Annotated in this window: 22 protein-coding genes; 15 read left to right on the forward strand and 7 right to left on the reverse strand. The window is 72.8% G+C overall.

The features are described 5' to 3' along the window. Positions 1 to 39 precede the first annotated feature (39 nt). The 3 genes from FHX46_RS10050 to FHX46_RS10060 are packed head-to-tail and all read left to right on the forward strand — an operon-like array spanning position 40 to position 1584. Positions 40 to 423 carry an SRPBCC family protein gene (locus FHX46_RS10050; RefSeq protein ID WP_167112711.1) on the forward strand — a complete coding sequence of 128 codons (384 nt, stop codon included), beginning with the start codon at positions 40 to 42 and terminating at the stop codon, positions 421 to 423. A gap of 3 nt (positions 424 to 426) precedes the next feature. Then, entirely contained in the window at positions 427 to 861 is a 435-nt protein-coding gene (locus FHX46_RS10055) for a MarR family winged helix-turn-helix transcriptional regulator (RefSeq protein WP_167112713.1), read from the forward strand. Between the two features lie 9 nt (positions 862 to 870). Further along, on the forward strand, positions 871 to 1584 hold the full coding sequence (locus tag FHX46_RS10060) for an MBL fold metallo-hydrolase (protein ID WP_167112715.1): 714 nt from the start codon (positions 871 to 873) through the stop codon (positions 1582 to 1584). Here the strand turns inward: FHX46_RS10060 and FHX46_RS10065 are convergent. Genes FHX46_RS10065 through FHX46_RS10075 form a run of 3 tightly spaced genes read right to left on the reverse strand, consistent with a single transcriptional unit; the run spans position 1581 to position 3939 of the window. Next, the gene (locus tag FHX46_RS10065; RefSeq protein ID WP_313886078.1) at positions 1581 to 2693 is read right to left on the reverse strand and encodes a glycerate kinase; all 1113 of its coding nucleotides are present in this window, start codon (positions 2691 to 2693) and stop codon (positions 1581 to 1583) included. The two genes, FHX46_RS10060 and FHX46_RS10065, sit on opposite strands and share 4 nt — an antisense overlap. Beyond that, positions 2690 to 3172 carry a hypothetical protein gene (locus FHX46_RS10070; protein ID WP_167112717.1) on the reverse strand — a complete coding sequence of 161 codons (483 nt, stop codon included), beginning with the start codon at positions 3170 to 3172 and terminating at the stop codon, positions 2690 to 2692. The genes FHX46_RS10065 and FHX46_RS10070 overlap by 4 nt, the downstream gene beginning before the upstream one ends. Continuing rightward, on the reverse strand, positions 3169 to 3939 hold the full coding sequence (locus tag FHX46_RS10075) for an alpha/beta hydrolase (RefSeq protein WP_167112719.1): 771 nt from the start codon (positions 3937 to 3939) through the stop codon (positions 3169 to 3171). Before FHX46_RS10075 ends, FHX46_RS10070 begins: the two co-directional genes overlap by 4 nt. A gap of 187 nt (positions 3940 to 4126) precedes the next feature. Between FHX46_RS10075 and FHX46_RS10080 the strand changes: the two genes are divergently transcribed. Continuing rightward, entirely contained in the window at positions 4127 to 4888 is a 762-nt protein-coding gene (locus tag FHX46_RS10080; RefSeq protein WP_167112721.1) for a lysophospholipid acyltransferase family protein, read from the forward strand. Positions 4889 to 4909: 21 nt separating this feature from the next. Then, positions 4910 to 5410 carry a polyadenylate-specific 3'-exoribonuclease AS gene (locus FHX46_RS10085; protein WP_167112723.1) on the forward strand — a complete coding sequence of 167 codons (501 nt, stop codon included), beginning with the start codon at positions 4910 to 4912 and terminating at the stop codon, positions 5408 to 5410. Between the two features lie 31 nt (positions 5411 to 5441). Here the strand turns inward: FHX46_RS10085 and FHX46_RS10090 are convergent, their stop codons facing one another. Then, a complete protein-coding gene (locus FHX46_RS10090; protein WP_167112724.1) occupies positions 5442 to 6557 on the reverse strand; it encodes a 3-deoxy-7-phosphoheptulonate synthase in 1116 nt (371 codons plus the stop codon). A gap of 256 nt (positions 6558 to 6813) precedes the next feature. Here FHX46_RS10090 and FHX46_RS10095 point away from each other — a divergent pair, with 256 nt between their 5' ends. From FHX46_RS10095 to tesB, 4 genes are all read left to right on the forward strand, one after another. Next, positions 6814 to 7839 carry a 6-phosphofructokinase gene (locus tag FHX46_RS10095; RefSeq protein WP_167112726.1) on the forward strand — a complete coding sequence of 342 codons (1026 nt, stop codon included), beginning with the start codon at positions 6814 to 6816 and terminating at the stop codon, positions 7837 to 7839. Positions 7840 to 7924: 85 nt separating this feature from the next. Continuing rightward, complete coding sequence (locus FHX46_RS10100; RefSeq protein ID WP_167112728.1) at positions 7925 to 8593, forward strand: DUF2461 domain-containing protein; 669 nt, start codon at positions 7925 to 7927, stop codon at positions 8591 to 8593. Between the two features lie 147 nt (positions 8594 to 8740). Beyond that, the gene (gene pyk, locus FHX46_RS10105) at positions 8741 to 10165 is read left to right on the forward strand and encodes a pyruvate kinase (protein ID WP_167112730.1); all 1425 of its coding nucleotides are present in this window, start codon (positions 8741 to 8743) and stop codon (positions 10163 to 10165) included. Between the two features lie 36 nt (positions 10166 to 10201). Then, entirely contained in the window at positions 10202 to 11131 is a 930-nt protein-coding gene (gene tesB / locus FHX46_RS10110; protein WP_167112732.1) for an acyl-CoA thioesterase II, read from the forward strand. A 4-nt stretch (positions 11132 to 11135) separates the two neighbouring features. Here the strand turns inward: tesB and FHX46_RS10115 are convergent, their stop codons facing one another. Then, positions 11136 to 11522, reverse strand: coding sequence for a hypothetical protein (locus tag FHX46_RS10115; protein WP_313886079.1), 387 nt, complete (start codon positions 11520 to 11522; stop codon positions 11136 to 11138). A 191-nt stretch (positions 11523 to 11713) separates the two neighbouring features. Here FHX46_RS10115 and FHX46_RS10120 point away from each other — a divergent pair, with 191 nt between their 5' ends. From FHX46_RS10120 to FHX46_RS10135, 4 genes are all read left to right on the forward strand, one after another. Further along, a complete protein-coding gene (locus FHX46_RS10120) occupies positions 11714 to 12565 on the forward strand; it encodes a helix-turn-helix domain-containing protein (protein WP_167112734.1) in 852 nt (283 codons plus the stop codon). 55 nt (positions 12566 to 12620) lie between these two features. Further along, entirely contained in the window at positions 12621 to 12830 is a 210-nt protein-coding gene (locus tag FHX46_RS10125) for a DUF397 domain-containing protein (protein WP_167112736.1), read from the forward strand. Between the two features lie 155 nt (positions 12831 to 12985). After that, positions 12986 to 13156: a hypothetical protein gene (locus FHX46_RS10130; RefSeq protein WP_167112738.1), complete on the forward strand. Its 171-nt coding sequence runs from the start codon at positions 12986 to 12988 to the stop codon at positions 13154 to 13156. Positions 13157 to 13223: 67 nt separating this feature from the next. After that, positions 13224 to 16238: a helix-turn-helix transcriptional regulator gene (locus tag FHX46_RS10135; protein ID WP_167112740.1), complete on the forward strand. Its 3015-nt coding sequence runs from the start codon at positions 13224 to 13226 to the stop codon at positions 16236 to 16238. 151 nt (positions 16239 to 16389) lie between these two features. Here the strand turns inward: FHX46_RS10135 and FHX46_RS10140 are convergent, their stop codons facing one another. After that, entirely contained in the window at positions 16390 to 18000 is a 1611-nt protein-coding gene (locus FHX46_RS10140) for a succinic semialdehyde dehydrogenase (protein WP_167112742.1), read from the reverse strand. Between the two features lie 423 nt (positions 18001 to 18423). Further along, positions 18424 to 19026, reverse strand: coding sequence for a TetR/AcrR family transcriptional regulator (locus FHX46_RS10145; RefSeq protein WP_167112744.1), 603 nt, complete (start codon positions 19024 to 19026; stop codon positions 18424 to 18426). Between the two features lie 90 nt (positions 19027 to 19116). Here FHX46_RS10145 and FHX46_RS10150 point away from each other — a divergent pair, with 90 nt between their 5' ends. Together FHX46_RS10150 and FHX46_RS10155 are read left to right on the forward strand one after the other, a co-directional pair. Then, complete coding sequence (locus tag FHX46_RS10150) at positions 19117 to 20262, forward strand: acyl-CoA dehydrogenase family protein (RefSeq protein ID WP_167112745.1); 1146 nt, start codon at positions 19117 to 19119, stop codon at positions 20260 to 20262. After that, positions 20262 to 21404, forward strand: coding sequence for a CaiB/BaiF CoA transferase family protein (locus FHX46_RS10155; RefSeq protein WP_208400087.1), 1143 nt, complete (start codon positions 20262 to 20264; stop codon positions 21402 to 21404). Before FHX46_RS10150 ends, FHX46_RS10155 begins: the two co-directional genes overlap by 1 nt. Positions 21405 to 21499: the final 95 nt, after the last annotated feature.

Below are 21499 nucleotides of genomic sequence, written 5' to 3' on the forward strand. Positions count from 1 at the left end.
GCAGACAGTCTCTGCGGAGACTAAATCGCGGAGGGCGACGTGTGGCAGTACGAGCAGACGGCCGAGACGACGGCGAGCCGGGACGCGGTGTGGCAGTGCTGGTCGGACGTGCGGGCGTGGCCGGAGTGGAACCCGGGCCTCGCGAGCATCGCGATCGACGGACCGTTCCAGCCCGGCACGGCGTTCACCATGACCGCACTGGACGGGGACGACGTGCGGTTGCGGCTGGTGGACGTGGTGCCCGGCGAGCTGTTCGTCGACGAGCACCGGGTGCAGCCGCTGGCCGGCGGCCGCACCCGGGTGCGCTACCGCACCGAGATCACCGGGCCGGCCGCCGACGCGGCCGGCCCTGAGCTGGGGCCGGCGATCACCGGCGACTTCCCCGCGGTGCTCGCCGCGCTCGTCCGGCGCGCGGAGGGCTGAGCGGTGCCGCTCGACCCCGGCGCGAGTCCCGGTTTCCTGCTCTGGCACGTCACGCTGCGGTGGCAGCGGGAGATCACCGCCGCGCTGGCGCCGCTCGGTCTCACGCACGTGCAGTTCGTCCTGCTCGCCACCACGTGGTGGATGAACACCCACGGCGAGGCGCCCAACCAGCTCACCCTGGCCGGCCGGGCGGGTACCGACGTGAAGATGGCCTCGCAGGTCCTGCGCAAACTCGAGGACAAGGACCTGATCCGGCGCGAGGTGGACCGCGCCGACACACGGGCCAAGCGGCTGCGCACCACCGCACGCGGCGCCGAGCTGGCCCGCGAAGCGATCGAGCGGGTGGAGGGGGTGGACGCGGCGTTCTTCCGGTCCGTGCCCGACCGCGGTGCCCTGATCGGGATGCTGCGCACCCTCGCCACCCCCGGGCCCGGCTAGTCTTCGGGCATGTCCGACGAGCGCCTGTACTTCCGCCAGCTGCTGTCCGGCCGCGACTTCGCGGTGGGCAATCCGGTGGCCAGGCAGATGGCCAACTTCGCCTACCTGATCGGCGACCGGGAGACGCGGGAGGCCGTGATCGTCGACCCGGCCTACGCCGTGGGCGACCTGCTGGACGTGCTCGCCGCCGACGACATGCGGCTGGCCGGGGTGCTGGCCACCCACCACCACCCCGACCACGTCGGCGGCACCATGATGGGCTTCACCCTGGCCGGCCTGCCGGAGCTGCTGGCGCGCGAGAGCGTGCCGGTGCACGTCAACCGCAACGAGACGGACTGGGTCCAGCGGGTCACCGGCGTGTCCGCCACCGACCTGACCGGGCACGACCACGACGACGTGGTCGAGGTGGGCGCCATCGGCATCCGGCTGCTGCACACCCCCGGCCACACCCCGGGCAGCCAGTGCTTCCTGGTCGGCGACCGGCTCGTCGCGGGGGACACGTTGTTCCTCGAGGGGTGCGGCCGGACGGACTTCCCCGGCGGCGACGCCGAGGCGATGTACCACAGCCTGCGCTGGCTGGCCGGCCTGCCGGGCGACCCGGTGGTCTACCCCGGGCACCAGTACTCGCCCGCCCCGTCGGCGCCGCTGTCGACGGTCAAGGAGAACAACTTCGTCTACCGGCCGCGCAACCTCGACGAGTGGAAGACGATGTTCGGTGGTTAGAGGAACTCCCGGGCGACCCGCTCGCCGAGCTGCGTCAGCAGGGGAGCGGGTTCGCTGAGGCAGCGCCGCAGGTCCGGCTCGATGTCGGTCAGCGCGTACGCCGCGGTGAAACCCGCTGCAGTCAGCGCGTCCGGTGCCAGCGTGGTGCGCCCGGCCAGCGCCACCACCGGGATGCCGCGCTCGGCCGCGGCCGCGGCGATGCCGGCCGGGCCCTTGCCGCGCAGGGTCTGCTCGTCCAGCGAACCCTCGCCGGTGATCACCAGGTCCGCGCCCGGCAGCTTCTCCGCCAGTCCGGTCAGTTCCAGCACCACGTCGATGCCCGGGCGGAAGGACGCGCCGAGCAGCGCCAGCGCGAACCCGGTGCCGCCGGCCGCCCCGGCACCCGGCACGTTCGCCACGTCGGCGCCGTGAGCCCGCACGACCTCCGCCAGGCGGTGCAGCGCGGACTCCAGCAGCTCGACGTCCTCCGGGGCAGCACCCTTCTGCGGCCCGTACACCGCCGCCGCGCCGTGCTCGCCCAGCAGCGGGTTGTCCACGTCGCTCGCGACCAGCAGCTCCACGTCCCGCACCCGCGCGTCCAGACCGTCCAGGTCGACGCGCGCCAGCCGCCGCAGCGCGGCCCCGCCCAGGGGCAGCTCGTCGCCGTTCTCGTCCAGCAGGCGCGCGCCCAGCGCCCGCAGCAGCCCGGTACCGCCGTCGGTGCTCGAACTGCCACCCAGCCCCAGGACCAGCCGGGTCGCGCCGGCGTCCAGGGCGGCGCGCATCAGCTCGCCGACGCCGAGCGTGGTCGCGGTCAGCGGGGCCGGCTCGTCCAGCAGCGCCAGCCCGGACACCGCCGCCAGCTCGATCACCGCGGTCCCGCCCCGGCGCGCGTAGCCGGTCCCGACCGGCTCGCCGACCGGTCCGCTCGCCCGCGCCGGCACGAACTCGAACCCGGCGGCCACGGCGGCGGCCACCGTGCCGTCGCCGCCGTCGGCGATCGGGCACTCCACCACGTCGGCGTCGCCGCGGCCGCGCCGGAGCCCGGCCGCGATCGCGGCCGCCACCTGGTCGGCCGGCAGGGTGCCCTTGAACTTGTCCGGAGCCACGATCACCCGGGGACCGCTCACACCTGCGCCCCGTCGCCGTCCGTCGGACCCTGCTTGACCCGCAGCAGCAGCAGTGCGATCGCGACCGCCAGCGCCAGGATGCCCAGTGGTGTCGCGACGGTGGTGCTCACACCCACCACGCCGGGCGCGATCAGCAGCAACAGCCCGGCCAGGAAGAACAGCAGCACGACGAACGCGCCCTTGCCCGGCCGTGGCAGCGGCGGCGGCTCCGGCGGCACGTAGTGCTCCTCGTCGATGGAGCCGGCCGGGTCGTCGCCCAGCACGGTGTCCTCCCACGCGGTGCCGCCGGTGCGCCAGTTGGCCTCGGCGGCCGGCTTCTCCGGCTCCGCGGGCTTGTCCGGCTTGTCCGGCTCCGAACGCGCGGGGGCGCGCTCGGTCTCGATGTCGTCGACCAGGCCGACCCCTTCGGCCCGCAGGTCCGCGACGATCGCGGCGAACGTGGCGTCGACGTCGTCCGGGTCGGGTACGCGTGAGTTCATCGGGCCCCCACCTGTCCCGGATCGCGGACCGCTTCCACGAAATCGACACTACGCCGGAAGACCAGTGGCGCGTCGTGATCCAGAGTCGCCACGTGAAAACTCTTCTCCAGCACCACTTCCGTCACGTCGCGGCTGCGGACGCCGTCGAGCACGATCCGCGCGTTCTCGGGCTCCACCACGTGGTCGACGAGCGAGTGCAGCAGCAGAAGCGGTTGCGTCACCTTCGGCAGATCGGCCCGCACGAGCTTCCACAGCCGCGCCAGGCTCGCCGCCGCCCGCACCGGCACCCGGTCGTAGGCCAGCTCGGTGACGCCCGGCTTGGCGATGTCGTTCGCGACGCCGCGCGACCAGGGCACCACCCGCGACAGCACCGGCAGCAGCTTGGTGTCCCAGCTCAGCCGGGTGACCGACGGGTTGACCAGCACCAGGCCGGCGACCGCGTCCCCGTGCTGCTGGGCGATCCGCAGCGCGAGGGTGCCCCCCATCGACTGGCCGAACACGAACACCGACGCGCACCGCTCGCGCAGCTCCAGGAACTCGCGCTCGACCGTCCCGTACCACTCGGGCCAGCCGGTCTTGTTCATCTCCTGCCAGGTCGTGCCGTGCCCGGGCAGGCGGGGCAGCCGCACCGTGAAGTCGTGTGCGGCCAGGTGCTCGGCCCAGCCGCGCAGGCTCTGCGGGGTGCCGGTGAAGCCGTGGCACAGCAGCACGCCGACCTCGGCCGAACCGGTGTGCGCGAACGGTTCCGCACCGGCGAGCACAGGCATGGCATCCGCCCCTTCCCTCGAACGCGGCCCCATCGTCGCACGCCCGGGCCCGCTCGGGGAGCCGCCCGTGCCCGCCGTCCTCCTGCTGTGACCTCCCGCCCAGTGCGGAGGGGGCCGTTGTGCGGTTGGACGGTGTTTCCTACCCTGGACCCGGCAGGGAGTCGGGGCAGGTAGGAGGGCGTGCCGAGTGGTGTACCGGTTGCTGAAGTACGTGCTGCTCGGGCCGTTGCTCAAGCTCCTGTGGCCCACCAAGGTGACCGGGGCGGAGAACGTCCCCGACACCGGCGGCGCCATCCTGGCCAGCAACCACCTCGCCGTCGCCGACTCGTTCTTCATGCCGCTGCGGGTCAAGCGCCGCGTCACCTTCCCGGCGAAGCAGGAGTACTTCACCGAGAAGGGGATCAAGGGCACCCTCAAGAAGTGGTTCTTCACCGGCGCCGGCCAGATCCCGATCGACCGGTCCGGCGGCTCGGCCGCGCAGGCCGCGCTCGACACCGCGATCCGCCTGCTGCGCGAGGGCAACCTGCTGGGCATCTACCCGGAGGGCACCCGCTCGCCCGACGGCCGCCTCTACAAGGGCAAGACCGGCGTCGCCCGCGTCGCGCTGGAGGCCGGTGTCCCGGTCGTCCCGGTCGCGATGATCGGCACCGACAAGGTCAACCCGATCGGGTCGAAGATGTGGCGTCCCCGCCGCCTGGAGATCCGGTTCGGCAAGCCGCTCGACTTCTCCCGGTACGCGGGGCTGTCCGGGGACCGGTTCGTCGAGCGGTCCATCACCGACGAGATCATGTACGCCCTGATGGAGCTCTCCGGCCAGGAGTACGTCGACATCTACGCCGCCAAGGCCAAGGAACTGATGGCCGCCGAGGCCGCCGGGGTGCGTCCCGTGGTGCCCGCGCAGACCGGCGCGCCGGAGGCCGACCGGGTACCGGAGACCAAAGCCGGTTGAGCGTCTGACTAAGGTGCTCCGGTGCGGTTCTTCTACGACACCGAGTTCATCGAGGACGGCGTGACGATCGATCTGGTCTCGATCGGTGTCGTGGACGAACGGGGACGCGAGTTCTACGCGGTGTCCACCGACTTCGACCCCGCCAAGGCCGGCCCGTGGGTGCGCGAGAACGTCCTGCCGAAGCTGCCCTCCCCGGGCGACAAGGCGTGGCGCAGCCGGGCGCAGATCCGGGCCGACCTGCTGGAGTTCTTCGGGCGGCCGCACGGCGGGATCGAGCTGTGGGCCTGGTACGCCGCCTACGACCACGTCGCGCTGGCCCAGCTGTGGGGCACGATGCCCGAGCTGCCCCGCCAGCTGCCCCGCTTCACCCGGGATCTGCGGCAGCGGTGGGAGGACGTCGGCAAACCGAAACTGCCCCTGCCGCCGGCGAACGCGCACGACGCGCTGGCCGACGCCCGGTTCAACCTGGAGCGGTGGCGGATCATCGACGAGGTGCGGCGGCGCAAGGGCTTCCCGCTCTGAGTCCGCACGCACCTCGCCGGGGAGCCCGCGGTCAGCGCCGCGCGGCCACCGCCGCCGCGAGCCGGTCCAGCAGCCCGGCCGTGCTCGGCCAGTCCAGGCAGGCGTCGGTGATGGACTGCCCGTAGGTCAGGTCCCCGGCGCGCCCCAGCACCAGGTCCTGCCGCCCGGCTTCCAGGAAGCTCTCCAGCATGATCCCGGCGATCCCGCGTTCCCCGGCGGCGATGCGGTCCGCGATCTCCCCGGCCACCACGCCCTGCCGCACGTGGTCCTTGCCGCTGTTGCCGTGGCTCGCGTCGATGATCACCCGTTCCGGCAGCCCGGCCTTCGCCTGCCGGGCCAGGGTGTCGGCGACCGTCGCCGCGTCGTAGTTCGGTCCGGCCGATCCGCCACGCAGGATCACGTGGCAGTCCGGGTTGCCGGCGGTGGTGAACAGCGCGGCCAGGCCGTCGTCGTTGATCCCGGCGAACACGTGGCTCGCCGCGGCGGCCCGCGTCGCGTCGACCGCCACCTGCACGTCGCCCTCGGTGGAGTTCTTGATGCCGACCGGCATGGACAGCGCGCTGCACAGCTGCCGGTGCACCTGGCTCGCCGCGGTCCGGGCGCCGATCGAGCCCCAGCTCACCGTGTCGGCGATGAACTGCGGCGTGATCGGGTCGAGGAACTCGCACCCGACCGGCAGGCCCAGCGCGGAGATGTCGAGCAGCAGCTTGCGCGCGAGGCGCAGGCCCTTGTTGACCGAGTAGGTGCCGTCCAGGTCCGGGTCGTTGATCAGGCCCTTCCAGCCCAGCGTGGTGCGCGGCTTCTCGAAGTACACACGCATGATCACGTGCAGTTCGTCGCGCAGCTCCGCGGTGTGCGCGGCGAGCCGGTGCGCGTAGTCGAGCGCGGCCGCCGGGTCGTGCACCGAGCACGGCCCGACGACGACGATCAGCCGGTCGTCGGCGCCGTCGAGGATGCCGGTGGTGGCGGCCCGGCCCTGCGCGACCGTTTTGGCGACCGCCGCGTCCACCGGCAGCTCCTGCCGGAGCAGGGCGGGGGAGATCAGCGGGCTGACGCCGAGCGTGCGCTGGTTGTCGAGGGCCGCGCTGGTGTCCGCGGGGCCTGCGCTGAGTGTCGTGGCGCGGGAGGTCGTGGCGCGGGGTGTCATTGCGGGGGGTGTCCTTTCGGTGCCCGGCCCGCGGGAGTCCCTGACGAGCCGGTCGGTCATCCGGCTCCAGGGTGGAAGGTCAGCGCGCAGCGAGGCCGCCGGCTGGCCCACCCAGGGCCGGCCCGCTAAACCAGAAATACCGCTGCACGCCGGCCACCTTAGCAGCTGCCCCGACCCCTTTACCGATCAAGGGTGGTGGCCGCTACGCTGGCGGAGGTCAGGTGTGACCAGCACTACTTTTCGGAGGTCTGATCAGATGCGTGTCGGCGTGCTGACCGGTGGCGGCGACTGCCCGGGGCTCAACGCGGTGATCCGCGCGGTCGTCCGCAAGGGCATCGAGACGCACGGCTGGGAGATCGTGGGCTTCCGCTCCGGCTGGCGCGGCCCGCTGACCGGGGACAGCCGCCCGCTCGGTCTGGCCGACGTCGAGGAGATCCTCAGCCGCGGCGGCACCATCCTCGGGTCCTCGCGCACGAACCCGTACCGCGAGGAGGGCGGCGTCGAGCGGATCAAATCCGTGCTGGCCGAGCAGGGCGTGGACGCGCTCGTCGCGATCGGCGGCGAGGACACGCTGGGGGTGGCGAAGAAGCTGACCGACGACGGCATCGGTGTGGTGGGCGTGCCCAAGACCATCGACAACGACCTCGCCGCCACCGACTACACGTTCGGCTTCGACACCGCGGTGCACATCGCCACCGAGGCCATCGACCGGCTGCGCACCACCGCCGAGTCGCACTACCGCGCGATGGTCGTCGAGGTCATGGGGCGGCACGCGGGCTGGATCGCGCTGCACGCCGGCCTCGCCGGCGGCGCCAACGTGATCCTCGTACCGGAGCGGCCGTTCTCCGTCGAGCAGGTCGTCGAGTGGGTCGAGCGGCGCTTCGAGAAGATGTACGCGCCGATCATCGTGGTCGCCGAGGGCGCGGTGCCGGAGGGTGGCGCCGAGGTGCTCAAGACCGGGGCGACGGACGCGTTCGGGCACGTCCAGCTCGGCGGGGTGGGCACCTGGCTCGCGGACGAGATCGCGGCCCGCACCGGCAAGGAGTCGCGTGCGGTGGTGCTCGGCCACACGCAGCGGGGCGGCACCCCGACGGCCTACGACCGGGTGCTCGCCACCCGGTTCGGCCTGCACGCCGTGGACGCGGTCGCCGACGGCGACTTCGGCACGATGGTCGCGTTGCGCGGCACCGACATCGTGCGGGTCAAGCTCGCCGAGGCGACCGCGGAGCTGAAGACCGTGCCGCCGGAGCGGTACCAGGAGGCCGAGGTCTTCTTCGGCTGATCCGGTGGATCGTCCCGGGGGCGCGACGGCTTCGGCCGTCGCGCCCCCGGTTCTTCGCCGCCCCGCCCGCGCTTATCGTGGCGCGGTGACGAAGTTCGCCGGATTCGGAGAGCACGCCGTCGAGTTCTACGACGGCCTGACCGCGGACAACTCGAAGGCGTACTGGACCGACCACGTCGAGGTCTACCGGTCGGACGTGCGGGGCCCGATGGAGGCGCTGATCGCCGAGCTGACGCCCGAGTTCGGTCCCGGCTTCGGCGAGGGCAAGGTGTTCCGCCCCTACCGCGACGTGCGGTTCGCCCGGGACAAGACCCCGTACAAGACCCACTGCGGCGGCGTGGTCGAGCCGGGCCGTGGCGGCGGTGCGTACTACGTGGAGGTGTCCTCGGCCGGGTTGCGGGTCGGCGGCGGGTGCTTCCACCTCCAGTCCGACCAGCTGGCCCGCTTCCGGCAGGCGGTCGGCACCGAGATCCACGGAGCCGAGCTCGCCGGCATCCTCGCCGGCCTGCGCCGCGCCGGCTGGACCATCACCGGGGACGTGCTGAAGACGAAACCCCGCGGCTACCCCGACGACCATCCGCGCCTGGACCTGCTCAAGCACCGCTCGCTGTACGCCGTCCGCTCCTGGGAACCGGACGACACCCTGCACGAACGCGCCTGCCTGGAGCGGGTACGCAAGGCGTGGCGGCAGCTGCGGCCGTTCAACGAGTGGGCCCGCGACCACGTCGGGGTGAGCGCGAAGCCGCGTCGCTGACCGCGTCCCCCGAACGAGTTAAATCCGGTCCGGCGCCCGTCGCCCGGCCCCTGAGCAGCCGTGATGCCGCTCACTGGTGAACGTTTGCTGAACCGTTCGAGAGATCGGTACAGACGTGCGGCGGGTAAGGGACTACGCTATGGGAACGTGAGCCGACGCGCGAAGATCGTATGCACGATGGGACCCGCCACCGCGACCGCGGAGAAGGTGCGTGCCCTAGTCGACGCCGGAATGGACGTGGCACGCCTGAACTTCAGCCACGGCAGCCACGGCGACCACAAGCAGGTGTACGACCTGATCCGGGAGGCGGCGGCCGAGACCGGGCGCGCGGTCGGCGTCCTCGCCGACCTGCAGGGCCCGAAGATCCGGCTCGGCACCTTCGCCGGTGGCCCCGTGGAGTGGCGCACCGGGGACGTCGTGCGCATCACCGTGGAGGACGTCGCCGGTACCCACGACCGGGTCTCCACCACCTACAAGGGCCTGGCCAGGGACGCCAAGCCGGGTGACCGCCTGCTGGTCGACGACGGCAAGGTGGGCCTGGTCGTCCGGGGCGTCGAGGGGCCGGACGTGGTGTGCGAGGTCACCGAGGGCGGCCCGGTCAGCAACAACAAGGGCGTGTCGCTGCCCGGCATGGACGTCTCGGTGCCGGCGCTGTCCGACAAGGACGTCGAGGACCTGGAGTTCGCGCTCGAGCTGGGCGCCGACTTCATCGCGTTGTCCTTCGTCCGCTCGCCCGCCGACATCGACCTGGTGCACCAGGTGATGGACCGCGTGGGCAAGGGGCGCCGCCCGGTCATCGCGAAGCTGGAGAAGCCCGAGGCGGTCTACAACCTCGAGGCCATCGTGCTCGCCTTCGACGGCGTCATGGTCGCCCGCGGCGACCTGGGCGTGGAGCTCCCGCTGGAGCAGGTGCCGCTGGTGCAGAAGCGGGCCATCCAGATCGCCCGGGAGAACGCCAAGCCGGTCATCGTGGCGACCCAGATGCTCGACTCGATGATCAACAACTCGCGGCCGACCCGCGCCGAGGCCTCCGACGTGGCCAACGCGGTGCTCGACGGCGCGGACGCGGTCATGCTGTCCGGCGAGACCAGCGTGGGCCGCTACCCGATCGAGACGGTGCAGACCATGTCCCGGATCGTGGAGGCGGTCGAGGCCGACACCCCGGCCGTGCCGCCGCTGTCGCACGTGCCGCGCACCAAGCGGGGCGTGATCTCCTACGCGGCCAAGGACATCGGCGAGCGGCTCAATGCGAAGGCACTGGTCGCGTTCACCCAGTCCGGTGACACGGTCCGCCGGCTGGCCCGGCTGCACACGCGGCTGCCGCTGCTGGCGTTCACACCCGAGGAGAGCGTGCGCAGCCAGCTGTCACTGACCTGGGGCACCTACACCGAGCTGGTGCCGTCGGTGGACTCGACCGACCGGATGATCAAGCAGGTGGACCGCGCGATGCTGGAGACCGGCCGCTACCAGCCGGGCGACCTGGTCGTCATCGTGGCCGGCTCCCCGCCGGGAACCGTCGGTTCGACCAACCTGATCCGGGTGCACAAGCTGGGTGAGGACGACCACGCCTGACACGTCGGTCCCGGCCGCGCCCCGTAGGCTTTCGGCATGACTGAGCTGGCGCGGGACGCGGCCGCCGGACTGGACGCCCAGGAGGGCGCCGGCGGGCAGGCGGTGCTCGACAACCTCGTCGCGCTGCTGGACCTCGAGCGCATCGAGGAGGACATCTTCCGCGGGGTCAGCCCGCCGCATTCACCGGTGCGCGTCTTCGGCGGCCAGGTCGCCGGGCAGGCCCTGGTCGCCGCCGGGCGCACGGTGCCGCCGGAGCGGAAGGTGCACTCGCTGCACGCGTACTTCATCCGCGGCGGGGACCCGCGGGTGCCGATCGTCTACGAGGTCGACCGCATCCGGGACGGCCGGTCGTTCACCACCCGCCGGGTGGTGGCGGTCCAGCACGGCAAGGCGATCTTCGCGTTGTCCGCGTCGTTCCAGAAGTCCGAGCCGGGCCTGGAGCACGCGGCCGCGATGCCGGACGTGCCGGACCCGGAGTCCCTGCCGACCTACGCCGAGCGGGTCCGCGCGGTCCCGCAGGCGCTGCCGGACTTCCGCGAGCGCCCCCGGCCGATCGACATCCGCTACGTCAACGACCCGCCGTGGGTGACGCGGCAGACCGGGGAGCGGCCGGACCGCAACCAGGTGTGGATGCGGGCGGACGGGGTGCTCCCGGACGATCCGCTGCTGCACGTGTGCGTGCTGACCTACGCCTCGGACATGACTCTGCTCGACTCGCCGCTGGCCCGGCACGGCGTGTACTGGGACCTGGACCGGGTGCTCGGCGCGAGCCTGGACCACGCGCTGTGGTTCCACCGGCCGTTCCGCGCGGACGAATGGTTCCTGTACGACACCGAGTCGCCCTCGGCGTCCGGCGGGCGCGGGCTGGCGACCGGCCGGTTCTTCAGCCGCGACGGGCAGTTGCTGGCGACCGTGGTGCAGGAGGGGCTGCTGCGCGTGCTGCCACCGGACGGACAGCCGGGCTGACGGGTCAGGCCAGCGGGCTCAGCGACCTCGGCGACCTCGGCGACCTCGAGGGTGCTGTGCGGTGCCGGTGCTTGGTCCGCGGCCGCACCACGTCCTCGATCGCCGGCCCCAGGCTGAGCTGCGCCGCCAGGTAGGCCCGGCACGGTGTGCGCCCGCGGCGCCGGAAGAACAGCCGCGACACGCGGCCGCGGCACACCGGGCAGTGACCGCGTGCGTCGGGGGCGTGCGTGGCGAGGGTGGCGCGCAGCGCCTCCACCAGGCGGGGGATCTCCCGGGCGGCGAGCTCGGCTGCCCCGTCGCGGTCGGCGAGGCCGGCCGACCGGCGGAGATCGTCCAGCTTGCGGTGCACGGACGTCTGGAGTGGACCGGCGATGGTGTCGCGGTCGAGCACGCCGCCTCCTGGAAGTTGGTTACGCGGAGGCGAGGTTACCGGGGCGTTCTGCAAGTTGCAGCGCGCTGTTCGCGGAACATACCCCGCGGGGGTGAGGAAGGCGGACGGACTTTCCCCATTCGGCTGGTTAGATGGAACGCGTTGTCCACGAGCCAGCAGGAACGCGCGCGGGCCGGAGTGGAGGAGCGCACATGAGCCGGGGTCAGGGTCCCACGATCCGCAGACGACGGCTGGCGAGCGAACTGCGCCGGTTGCGGGAGACCGCGGACTTCACCATCGACGAGGTCGCGGAGAAACTCGAATGCTCCGCGTCGAAGATCAGCCGCATCGAGACCGGGCACGTCGGGGTGACGCCCCGTGACGCGCGCGACATGCTGGAGCTGTACGGCATTGTCGGCGACGAGCGGGAAGCGCTCGTCCAGCTCGCCCGCGAGGCCCGCAAACCGGGCTGGTGGCAGGCGTACAAGGAGGTCTTCACCGGCACCTTCGTCGGGCTGGAGGCCGACGCCAGCTCGCTGCGGGCGTTCCAGGCGCTGCTCGTGCCCGGGCTGCTGCAGACCGAGGCGTACGCGCGCACCGTCATCCGCGCCATGCGCCCGGACGCCGACGAGTCCGACATCCAGCGCCGCGTCGCCGCGCGCACCGCGCGCCAGCAGCTGCTGACCGACGAGAACCCGCCGGAGTACTGGGCGGTCATCGACGAGGCGGTGCTGCACCGCGTGGTCGGGGGCCCCGAGGTGATGGCGCACCAGGCCCACCGGCTGCTGGCCGTCGCGCAGTTGCCGCACGTCACCATCCAGGTGGTCCCGTTCGGCGCCGGCGCGCACCCGGGCATGGAGGGACCGTTCCTCATCCTCGGCTTCCCGGAGCAGGCCGACCCCGACGTGGTGTACCTGGACAGCACCTCCGGTGGCTTCTTCCTCGAACTACCCCCCGATGTTCGCCGATACATCCTCATGTTCGATCATCTTCGTGCGGCGGCACTCAAACCGGACGACTCGACCGAGGTGATCGCCGCGGCGGTCGAACGCTTTTCCGGATGACCGCGGCCGGGGAGTCGCCCGGGCGTTGCCCGGGAAGTGAGGAGCGGGGAAAGAAATGTCCCATGTGGATCGGAGCGCCCCGGTGTGGCGCAAGAGCAGCCACAGCGGCGGCGGGAACGACTGCGTCGAGGTCGCGATGATCGCCGGGGGCGTCGGCGTGCGTGACTCCAAGAACCCGGACGCCGGCGAGCTGCACGTGTCCGCCGAGAGCTGGCGCGGCCTGCTCCGCGCGGTGGGTGCGCTCGACCGCGCCCGGGTGAACTGACCGGACGACCCCTTACCCCGCCGTACGGAGGACACGGCTGGGGTAAGGGGTCGTTTCGCGTCCAGGACGAGGTGATCGTCCGATGCCGGGGGGCCGCCCTCAGGACGACTCTGAGGTTCGCCAGGGGAATCGACGAACCGGAAGAGGGACTCCCGATGCGCACCGAGTTGATGTTCGACGCCGTGATGGCCGAGGTCGCCTACCGTCGCGAGCAGCTGGAGAAGGCGGGCCGGCCGGGCCGGCCGTGGTTCCGGCGCGCCCGGACCCGGGTGCAGGTACCCGAGCAGCGCCGCCCGAGCGCGCTCGAGCTCGTCCGGGCCCGGTAAGGCCCACCGGGGTGAATCGCCCGGCGGGCCGAAAAGGATACCGGTTCTGTCGGTGGGGTGCGTCAGAATGATGGTCGTGCCCCGCCTAGGTTCCGGAATCCCGCTGGTCGCCCGTGCTGACGAGATGCGACGGCTGCGTGCTGCCTTCGCCGCCGCCGACCGGGGTGAGGGCGGCGCGGTGCTCGTGTCCGGTGACGCCGGGGTGGGCAAGACGCGCCTGCTGACCGAGCTGTCCGAGCACGCCGCCTCCCGCGGCGCGCTCGTGCTCACCGGGCGGTGCCTGGACGTGCGGGAGGGCGGTCTGCCGTACCTGCCCTTCGCCGAGGCGCTGTCCCCGCTGAGCACGGACGAGGATCCGGTGGTGGCCGAGGCGGTGCGGCTCCGGCCGGCGCTGGCGCGGCTGCTGCCCCAGGGGGCGATGCCGCCGGCGCCGGGCGGTGAGTACCTGGTGCCGGACACGTCGGGGGAGCGGGACGTGCCGTACCGGGTCCGGCAGGAGCAGGACCTCGGACAGCTCCAGCTGTTCGACGCCGTGTTCGGGGTGCTGACCCGGATCGCCGAGCACCGGCCCGTCGTGCTGGTGCTGGAGGACCTGCACTGGGCCGACTCGTCCAGCCGGAACCTGCTGTCGTTCCTGCTCAACCGCCTGCGTGGGCATCGGTTGCTGGTCGTCGGCAGCTACCGGGAGGAGGACGTGCACCGGCGGCACCCGTTGCGGGCGCTGCTGGTCGAGCTGGTCCGCCTGCCCGTGGTGTCGCGGATCGACCTGCGGCCGTTCGGCGCCGCGGAGGCGCGGGTGTTCGTCGAGGCCCTGGCCGACGGGCCGGTGTCGCCGGAGGTGCTGACGGACATCGCCGAGCGGTCGGAGGGCAACCCGTTCTTCGCCGAGGAGCTGATGGCCGCCGGCCTGGACTGCGAGGACCTGCCGGCCGGGCTCGCGGAGGTGCTGCTGTCGCGTCTGGAACGGCTGTCGCCGCAGGCGCGGCGCGTGGTGCGCACCGTCTCGGCGGCGGGTGACTCGGTCGCGCACGCCGCGCTGGCCGAGGTCAGCGGGCTGGACGAGCTCGAGCTGGACGAGGCGCTGCGCGAGGCGGTGCAGCACCACGTGCTGGTCATCGAGCGCGGCGCCTACACGTTCCGGCACGCGTTGCTGCAGGAGGCGGTGTACGCGGACCTGTTGCCGGGGGAGCGGGTGCGCCTGCACGCGGCGTACGCCGGGCGCATCCGCCGCACCCCGCAGGGCCGTGGCCACGACGCGAAGCTCGCGTACCACAGCCTCCGCAGCAGGGACCTGACCGCGGCGCTGCCGGCGCTGGCGCGCGCGGCGGAGGAGGCCGAGCGGCTGGGCGCGCCGGGTGCGGCGCTGCGGCAGATCGAACAGGCGCTGGAGATCTGGGACGCGGTTCCGGAGGCCGACCGGCCCGCCGACATCACCGAGCTGGACCTGCTGCAGGAGGCGTCCTACTTCGCCGGCACGTCCGGTGAGCCGGAGCGGGCCATCGCCTACGCCCGCTCCTCGGTGCAGGCGCTGGGGCCGGACGTGCCGCCGGAGACGGCGGCCAAGACGTGGCGGCGCCTCGCCGAGGCGCTGCTCAACGCCGAGGGCACCCTGGACGAGGCGCTCGGCGCCATCAACCGTGCGTGGGAGCTGGTCGCCGAGCGCGAGCCGAGCAAGACCCGCGCGTGGGTGCTGGCCACCCGCGCCTCGATCCTGCGCAGTGCGGGTGAGTTCGAGGCGGCCAGCTGGAACGCGCACACGGCGGCCGCCGACGCGCAGGCCGTCGGCACGGCCGGCGGGGAGGCCGCCGCCCTGGTCACGCTGGGCGCGCTGGCGGACTGGGCGGGTGAACCGGTGGAGGCACGCAAGCGGCTGCGCGAGGCCGAGCGCAAAGCCGTCGAATCCGATTCGCTGAACGTCGAGCTGCGGGCGATCTGCTACCAGGCGTTCAGCCACGAGGACCTGGGCGAGTACGCCGAGGCGATGGAGATCTACCGGCGCGGTATCGCGCGGGCCGAGCAGACCGGACTGACGTGGAGCATCTTCGGGCTGGAGATGCGCGCCCGGTACGTGACGCTGCGCTACCTCACCGGGGACTGGCCGGAGATGCCGGGCACGAACGCGCCCGCCCGGGGCGTGTCGAGCGTGCTGGCGGCGCGGATGACCTCGTCGTGGCTGCCGTTCGAGGTCGCGCGCGGCCGGGTGGCGACGGCCGAGAAGCTCCTGGAGGAGTTGCGGCCGCACTGGCGTGCCGAACCCGCGACCGCGATCGTGAGCGGGGCGACCGGGGCCGAACTCGCCTACTGGCAGGGTGACTACGAGCAGGCGGTGGAGCGGGCGCGGAAGGTCATCGACTTCCTCCTGGCGTCCGACGAGAACTACCTGCTCGCCACCGTCCGCCTGGGCGCGCTCGCGGTCGAGGCAGCCGCGGCGTGGGCGGGGAGCGCCCGCCCGCACGGCGATCAGGAGCGGGCCGAGCATGCGGCCGCGGTGGGCCGGGAGACGATCGAGCACGTGCGGTACGCGGTGGCAAACGGCCGGCCGCGGGCCCAGCAGGTCGGTCCGGAGGCGCGGGCCTGGCTGGCGCGGGCCGAGGCGTCGGCGAGCGGCCTGGAGGGCCCGGCCGATCCGTCGCTGTGGGCCGCGGCGGTCGCCGCGTTCGACTACGGCGCGGTCTACGAGCAGGCGATCTGCCGCTGGCACCACGCCGAAGCGCTCCTGGCCGGACCGGGCGACGCCGGTCCGGCGGCGAAGGAGCTGCTGGCCGCGCACGAGGTCGCCGACCGCCTGGGAGCAGGCCCGCTGCGCACCGCGATCCGCGAACTGGCCCGCCGGGCGCGCATCGAGATCCCCGGGACGGAGCCGAAAGCCGCCCCCCGCACCACGATCGACCCGCTGACCGGACGCGAACGCGCCGTGCTCGAACGGGTGGCACTCGGCCGGACGAACAAGCAGGTGGGCGAGGAGCTGTACATCAGCGAGAAGACGGTGAGCGTGCACCTGTCCCGGGTGATGGCGAAACTCGGCGCGAGCCGGCGCGCGGAGGCGGTGGCGATCGCCTACGACCGGGGCCTGCTGACCTGACCGGGCCTCCTGCCGGTGCGCGTCCGGCGGGACGTTTCGGGTGTCAGTGGCGTCCGGGCGGGACAGAACGCCCTCGACCCCGGCGGCTGGACGGCGGGGGCGCAGCCTGCGGATTCGCCGGACGGCGTGCCGGCGCCGCCGGTCCGGGCGCTCACCGGCCCGGGAGTTTGCCCAGCAGCCGCAACCCGGCGGTCATCCCCTTGGCCCAGGCGCTGCCCGGCACGAGCCGCGGCGGCCGTAGCCGCACGCCGCGCTGGACGGCGATCGACTGGACCTCGGTGTACTTCAGCAAACCGTCCCGGCCGTTGCGCCGTCCCACACCGCTGGCCTTCATGCCACCCATGGGCAGCCCGACGCTGCCGAAAGTCGCCGCGTAACCCTCGTTCACGTTGACCGTTCCCGCCCGCAACCGGGACGCCACCGCCCAGCCCGCCGCGCCGCTGCCGGACCACACGCTCGCGTTGAGCCCGTACTCGGTGTCGTTCGCCCGCTCGATCGCGTCGTCCAGATCCGTGTAACCGTAGATCGCCACGACCGGGCCGAACGTCTCCTCGCGGAACAGGGCCACGTCCTCGGTCACGTCCGTCACGATCGTGGGCTCGTAGAACAGCGGGCCGAGATCCGGGCGGGCCCGGCCGCCGGTCAGGATCGCCGCGCCCTTGGCCCGCGCGTCCTCGACGTGCGCGCTCACCGCCGCCAGCTGGGCCGTGCTGGTCAGCGACCCCATGTCGGCGCCGAACCCGAGCTCGGCGCCCAGCCGCAGCGCCTGCGTCTTCGTCACGAACGCCCGGGTGAACTCCTCGCGGACGTTCTCGTGCACGTAGATCCGCTCGACCGACACGCACAGCTGCCCCGCTGACGAGAAGCACGCGGTGACGGCGCCCGCCGCGGCCTTGGCGACGTTCGCGTCCGGCAGGACGATCATCGGGTTCTTGCCGCCCAGCTCCAGCGAGTACCCGGTCAGCCGCTTCGCGATCTTCTCCGCCAGCACCTTGCCCGTCGGCGTCGACCCGGTGAAGCACAGGTAGTCCGACTCCTCGGCGATCGCGTCGCCGATCCGGGAGCCCCGGCCGAGCACGATGCGCCACACCCCCGCGGGCAGCCCGGCCTCCTCGGCCAGCTCGTGCAGCCACAGCGCGGACAGCGCCGTCTGGTTGTCGGGTTTCTGCACGACCGCGTTGCCGGCGGCGAGCGCGGGCAGCACGTCCATGGCGGTCAGCGCGAGGGGGTAGTTCCACGGCGAGATCACCGCGACGACGCCCTTCGGGTGACGGATCTCGCCCGCCTTCGTCGCCACCGGGATGACCCCCGCCGCCCGGCGCGCACCGAGGAACTTCGCGCTGTGCCTGCCGTAGTAGCCCGCCACCAGAGCGGTGGCGCTGACCTCGTCGAACGCGTCGATGCGGGCCTTGCCGGCCTCGACCTGCACCAGGTTCAGGATCTCTTCCTGGCGGCCGAGGATGAGTTCGCCCAGCCGCCGGAGCACCCGCTGCCGTTCGGTCACCGGGCGCGCCGACCACGCCCGCTGCGCGGCACGCGCGCGGGCGAACACCGCGCGGACGTCGGGATCGGTGGCCTGCGGCAACGTCACTGTTGGCAGCCCGGTGAACGGCGCGGTCACCTCGACCGGGGCGGAGTCCTGCCCGCCTTCGGCGCGGCGGGCGAGCTGCGCGGCCCGGGCGGCGGTGGGTGCGCCGGCGATCCCGCCGACCGTGGCCGGCCCTGTCGAAGCCTCGCCCGTGCTCGCCGTGGTGCTGGTCATCGGCCCTCCTGACGCTGGTCGGCAACGTTACCGGCGAGTACAGCATACCGGCGGTATGGCCGTCTGCCATTCCCGTTCGCAAACGTCATGGCCGGTAGCTGCCCCCGTCTCCCTGGAGAGTGGCCGGCCCGGGCGAGGGCCGGACCGGCCACTCGGCCCCCCGCACCCGACCACCGACCTCACCGCCCGGACCAGCCAACTCACCGCCCCAACCAGCGAACACGCCGCCCGGACCGGCGAACACGCCGCCCGGACCGGCCAACACGCCGGACGCTGGCGTGTTGGCCGCTCGGCGCGCCGTGTTTGCTGTTGTGGGCGGCGTGTATGCCGCTCGTGGTGGCGTGTTTGCCGCTTGAGGTGGTGTGTTGGCCGGTCGGGTGCGGGAGGGGGCGCTCCCGCGGGGCGGTGAGGGGTTGCGTCCGCTCACGCGCCCCGGTAGGCGGCCAGCGCCAGCCGCTTCCACTCCTCGAGCAGCTGCTTGCGCCGCGCGGGTGCGCCGCCCAGTTCGGCGTCCAGCGCCAGCCCGCGGGTGAAGTTCACCGTCAGCCAGAACAGCGTCTCCAGCCGTTCGCGGGGCAGCTCCGGCGCGAGCGTGCGGATCTGCGTGAGCGTCTCCCGCCCCAGCGCCCGGTCGACGGGGCGGATGGCGGCGCGCAGTGCGGGGTCGGTGCGGGCGGCGATCCACAGCTCCGTCGCCGCCGTCGCCAGCGTTCCGGAGTATCCCGCCCACAACAGGTCGATCGCCGTGGGGATGGCCGCCTCACCCCGCGGCAGATCCGCGAACGACGCCGACAGCGCCGCCATCCGCCGTGTCGTCAGGTGGGCCACGGCGGAGGCCATCAGGTCGGCCTTGTCGGCGAAGTGGTGCTGCGCCGCGCCCTTCGACACTCCGGCCCTGGCGCAGATCTCCTGCACCGACGTGCGCGCGTAGCCCAGTTCGACCAGGCACTCGATGGTCGCGTCGAGCAGGGCCGTCCGGGTCTGCTCCCGGCGCTCGGCCTGGGTGCGGTGCCGCCGCGCAGTCACGTTGCCTCCCTTTACCGGCGAACCCGCCGGATGTACATTCCAGTGATAACTTACATTCCGAACGTCATGTTTTTCGGCTGGAGGTCACCGATGCCGCTGCCCGCACCGAGGAGTTCCTGGGCGCAGGACCTGGGCGAGTTCCGCGAGCTGGCTCGCGCGTTCTGCCAGAAGGAGCTCGCGCCGAACCAGGAGCGGTGGGCCGAGGACAAGCACGTCGACCGCGAGCTGTGGACCAAGGCCGGTGAGGTCGGCCTGCTCGCGATCTCCATCCCCGAGGAGTACGGCGGCGGTGGCGGCACCTTCGCCCACGAGGCGGTCCTCTACGAGGAGCAGGCCCGCAGTGGCGACGGCGCTTGGGGCGTGTCCGTGCACAACGGGATTGTGGCGCACTACCTGCTCAACTACGCCACCGAGGAGAAGAAGAAGGAGTGGCTGCCCAAGCTCGCCAGCGGCGAGTGGGTCGGCGCGATCGGCATGACCGAGCCGGGCACCGGCTCCGACCTCCAGGGCATCAAGACCCGCGCGGTGCGCGAGGGCGACGAGTACGTCATCAACGGCGCCAAGACGTTCATCAGCAACGGCGGCATGGCCGACCTCGTCGTGCTGGCCTGCAAGACCGATCCGGACGCGGGCGCGGCCGGTGTGTCGCTGATCGTCGTGGAGACGCACCGCGCGGGCTTCCGCCGCGGCCGGGTGCTGGACAAGGTCGGCCTCAAGGGCCAGGACACCGCCGAGCTGTTCTTCGACGACGTCCGCGTGCCCGCGGCGAACCTGCTCGGCGAGGAGGGGCAGGGCTTCATCCAGATGATGGAGCAGCTCCCGCAGGAGCGGCTGATCATCGCCGTCACCGCGGTCGCCGGGATGGAGGCCGCGATCGACCTGACCATCGAGTACACCAAGGGCCGCACTGCGTTCGGCCGCCCGGTCTACAACTTCCAGAACAGCAAGTTCAAGCTCGCGGATGCGGCCACCGAGGCGGTCGTCGCCCGCGCCTTCCTCGACCAGTGCATCGAACGGCACCTCAAGGGCGAGCTGGACGTGCAGGGCGCGGCCATGGTCAAGCTGTGGGCCACCGAGCGCGCGAACAAGGTGGTGGACGACTGCGTCCAGCTGCACGGCGGCTACGGCTACATGACCGAGTACCCGATCGCCCGGGCGTGGACGGATCTGCGCGTCTCCCGCATCTTCGGCGGGACCAGCGAGATCATGCGCGAAGTCATTTCCCGGACGCTGTGATGGCGGGACCACTCGCCGGACTGGCGGTCGTCGAGCTCGCCGGGCTGGCTCCGGCGCCGTTCGCCGGCACGCTGCTGGCCGACCTCGGTGCCGAGGTGGTGCGCGTCGACCGGGCCAGGCCGGGCGCTGATGTGCTGGGCGTGCCGAACGACCCGCTGACGCGTGGGCGCCGGACCATCGGGGTGGACACCAAGACCGCCGAGGGCGTCGAGGTGGTGCTGCGGCTCGCCGAGCGGTCCGACGTGTTCATCGAGGGTTTCCGGCCGGGCGTGGCCGAGCGCATGGGGCTCGGCCCGGAGCAGGTCCAGGCTCGCAATCCGCGCATCGTCTACGGCCGGGTGACCGGCTGGGGCCAGGACGGGCCGCTCGCCTCCGCGGCCGGGCACGACATCAACTACCTCAGCCTCGCCGGTGCGCTCGAACCGGTCGGGCGCGCGGGGGAGCGGCCGGTGCCGCCGCTCAACCTGGTCGGCGACTTCGCCGGCGGCGGCATGCTGCTGGCGCTGGGTGTCCTGGCTGCGCTGCATGAGCGCACCACTTCCGGGCGCGGGCAGGTCGTGGACGCGGCGATGGTCGACGGCGCGGCGCTGCTGATGACCCAGCTGTTCGGGATGCGCGCGGCCGGGTTGTGGCCGAACGAGCGGGGCGGCAACCTCCTCGACGGCGGCGCACCGTTCTATGACACGTACGAGACCGCGGACGGCAAGTACGTGGCCGTCGGCGCGATCGAGATGCGCTTCTGGGGTGATCTGGTGCGGGTGCTCGAGCTGGATCCGGCCGAGCTGCCCGCGCACCTGGACGGGAACCAGTGGCCGCGGCTGCGGGAAATCCTGGCGGCGGCGATCGCCAGGTACACCCGGGACGAGCTGGTGGCCCGGGCCGAGGGCACGGACGCCTGCCTGACCCCGGTGCTCAGTCCGTGGGAGGCGGCCGGGCACCCGCACAACGCGGCACGCGGCACGTTCGTCGAGATCGGCGGGGTCGTGCAGCCGGCGCCGGCGCCGCGGTTCGACCGCACCCCGCCCGGCACCCCGGAACCGCCGCACGAGAAAGGTGCCGACACCGCGGATGTCCTGGCCGAACTCGGGTATGACTCCGACGCCCTCGCGGCGCTGCGCGCGGCGGGGGTGATCGCCTCCTGACGCGGAGCGGACGGATCGTTTAGAGTGGTCATCGGCCCGGGCTGGGCACGCAGGGTCACCACGTTCCGCCGTTCGTGTGAAGGGGTGTCGAAAAC

It is taken from the genome of Amycolatopsis viridis, assembly GCF_011758765.1.
Taxonomy (GTDB): Bacteria; Actinomycetota; Actinomycetes; order Mycobacteriales; family Pseudonocardiaceae; genus Amycolatopsis_E; species Amycolatopsis_E viridis.

Coding starts and splice junctions, on each gene's coding strand:
- FHX46_RS10140 (WP_167112742.1), bottom strand. CDS start 18,000: ATGACCAGCACCACGGCGAGCACGGGCGAGGCTTCGACAGGGCCGGCC.
- FHX46_RS10130 (WP_167112738.1), top strand. CDS start 12,986: ATGCGCACCGAGTTGATGTTCGACGCCGTGATGGCCGAGGTCGCCTAC.
- FHX46_RS10150 (WP_167112745.1), top strand. CDS start 19,117: ATGCCGCTGCCCGCACCGAGGAGTTCCTGGGCGCAGGACCTGGGCGAG.
- tesB (WP_167112732.1), top strand. CDS start 10,202: ATGACTGAGCTGGCGCGGGACGCGGCCGCCGGACTGGACGCCCAGGAG.
- FHX46_RS10090 (WP_167112724.1), bottom strand. CDS start 6,557: ATGACACCCCGCGCCACGACCTCCCGCGCCACGACACTCAGCGCAGGC.
- FHX46_RS10075 (WP_167112719.1), bottom strand. CDS start 3,939: ATGCCTGTGCTCGCCGGTGCGGAACCGTTCGCGCACACCGGTTCGGCC.
- FHX46_RS10125 (WP_167112736.1), top strand. CDS start 12,621: ATGTCCCATGTGGATCGGAGCGCCCCGGTGTGGCGCAAGAGCAGCCAC.
- FHX46_RS10120 (WP_167112734.1), top strand. CDS start 11,714: ATGAGCCGGGGTCAGGGTCCCACGATCCGCAGACGACGGCTGGCGAGC.
- FHX46_RS10135 (WP_167112740.1), top strand. CDS start 13,224: ATGATGGTCGTGCCCCGCCTAGGTTCCGGAATCCCGCTGGTCGCCCGT.
- FHX46_RS10060 (WP_167112715.1), top strand. CDS start 871: ATGTCCGACGAGCGCCTGTACTTCCGCCAGCTGCTGTCCGGCCGCGAC.
- FHX46_RS10095 (WP_167112726.1), top strand. CDS start 6,814: ATGCGTGTCGGCGTGCTGACCGGTGGCGGCGACTGCCCGGGGCTCAAC.
- FHX46_RS10070 (WP_167112717.1), bottom strand. CDS start 3,172: ATGAACTCACGCGTACCCGACCCGGACGACGTCGACGCCACGTTCGCC.
- FHX46_RS10155 (WP_208400087.1), top strand. CDS start 20,262: ATGGCGGGACCACTCGCCGGACTGGCGGTCGTCGAGCTCGCCGGGCTG.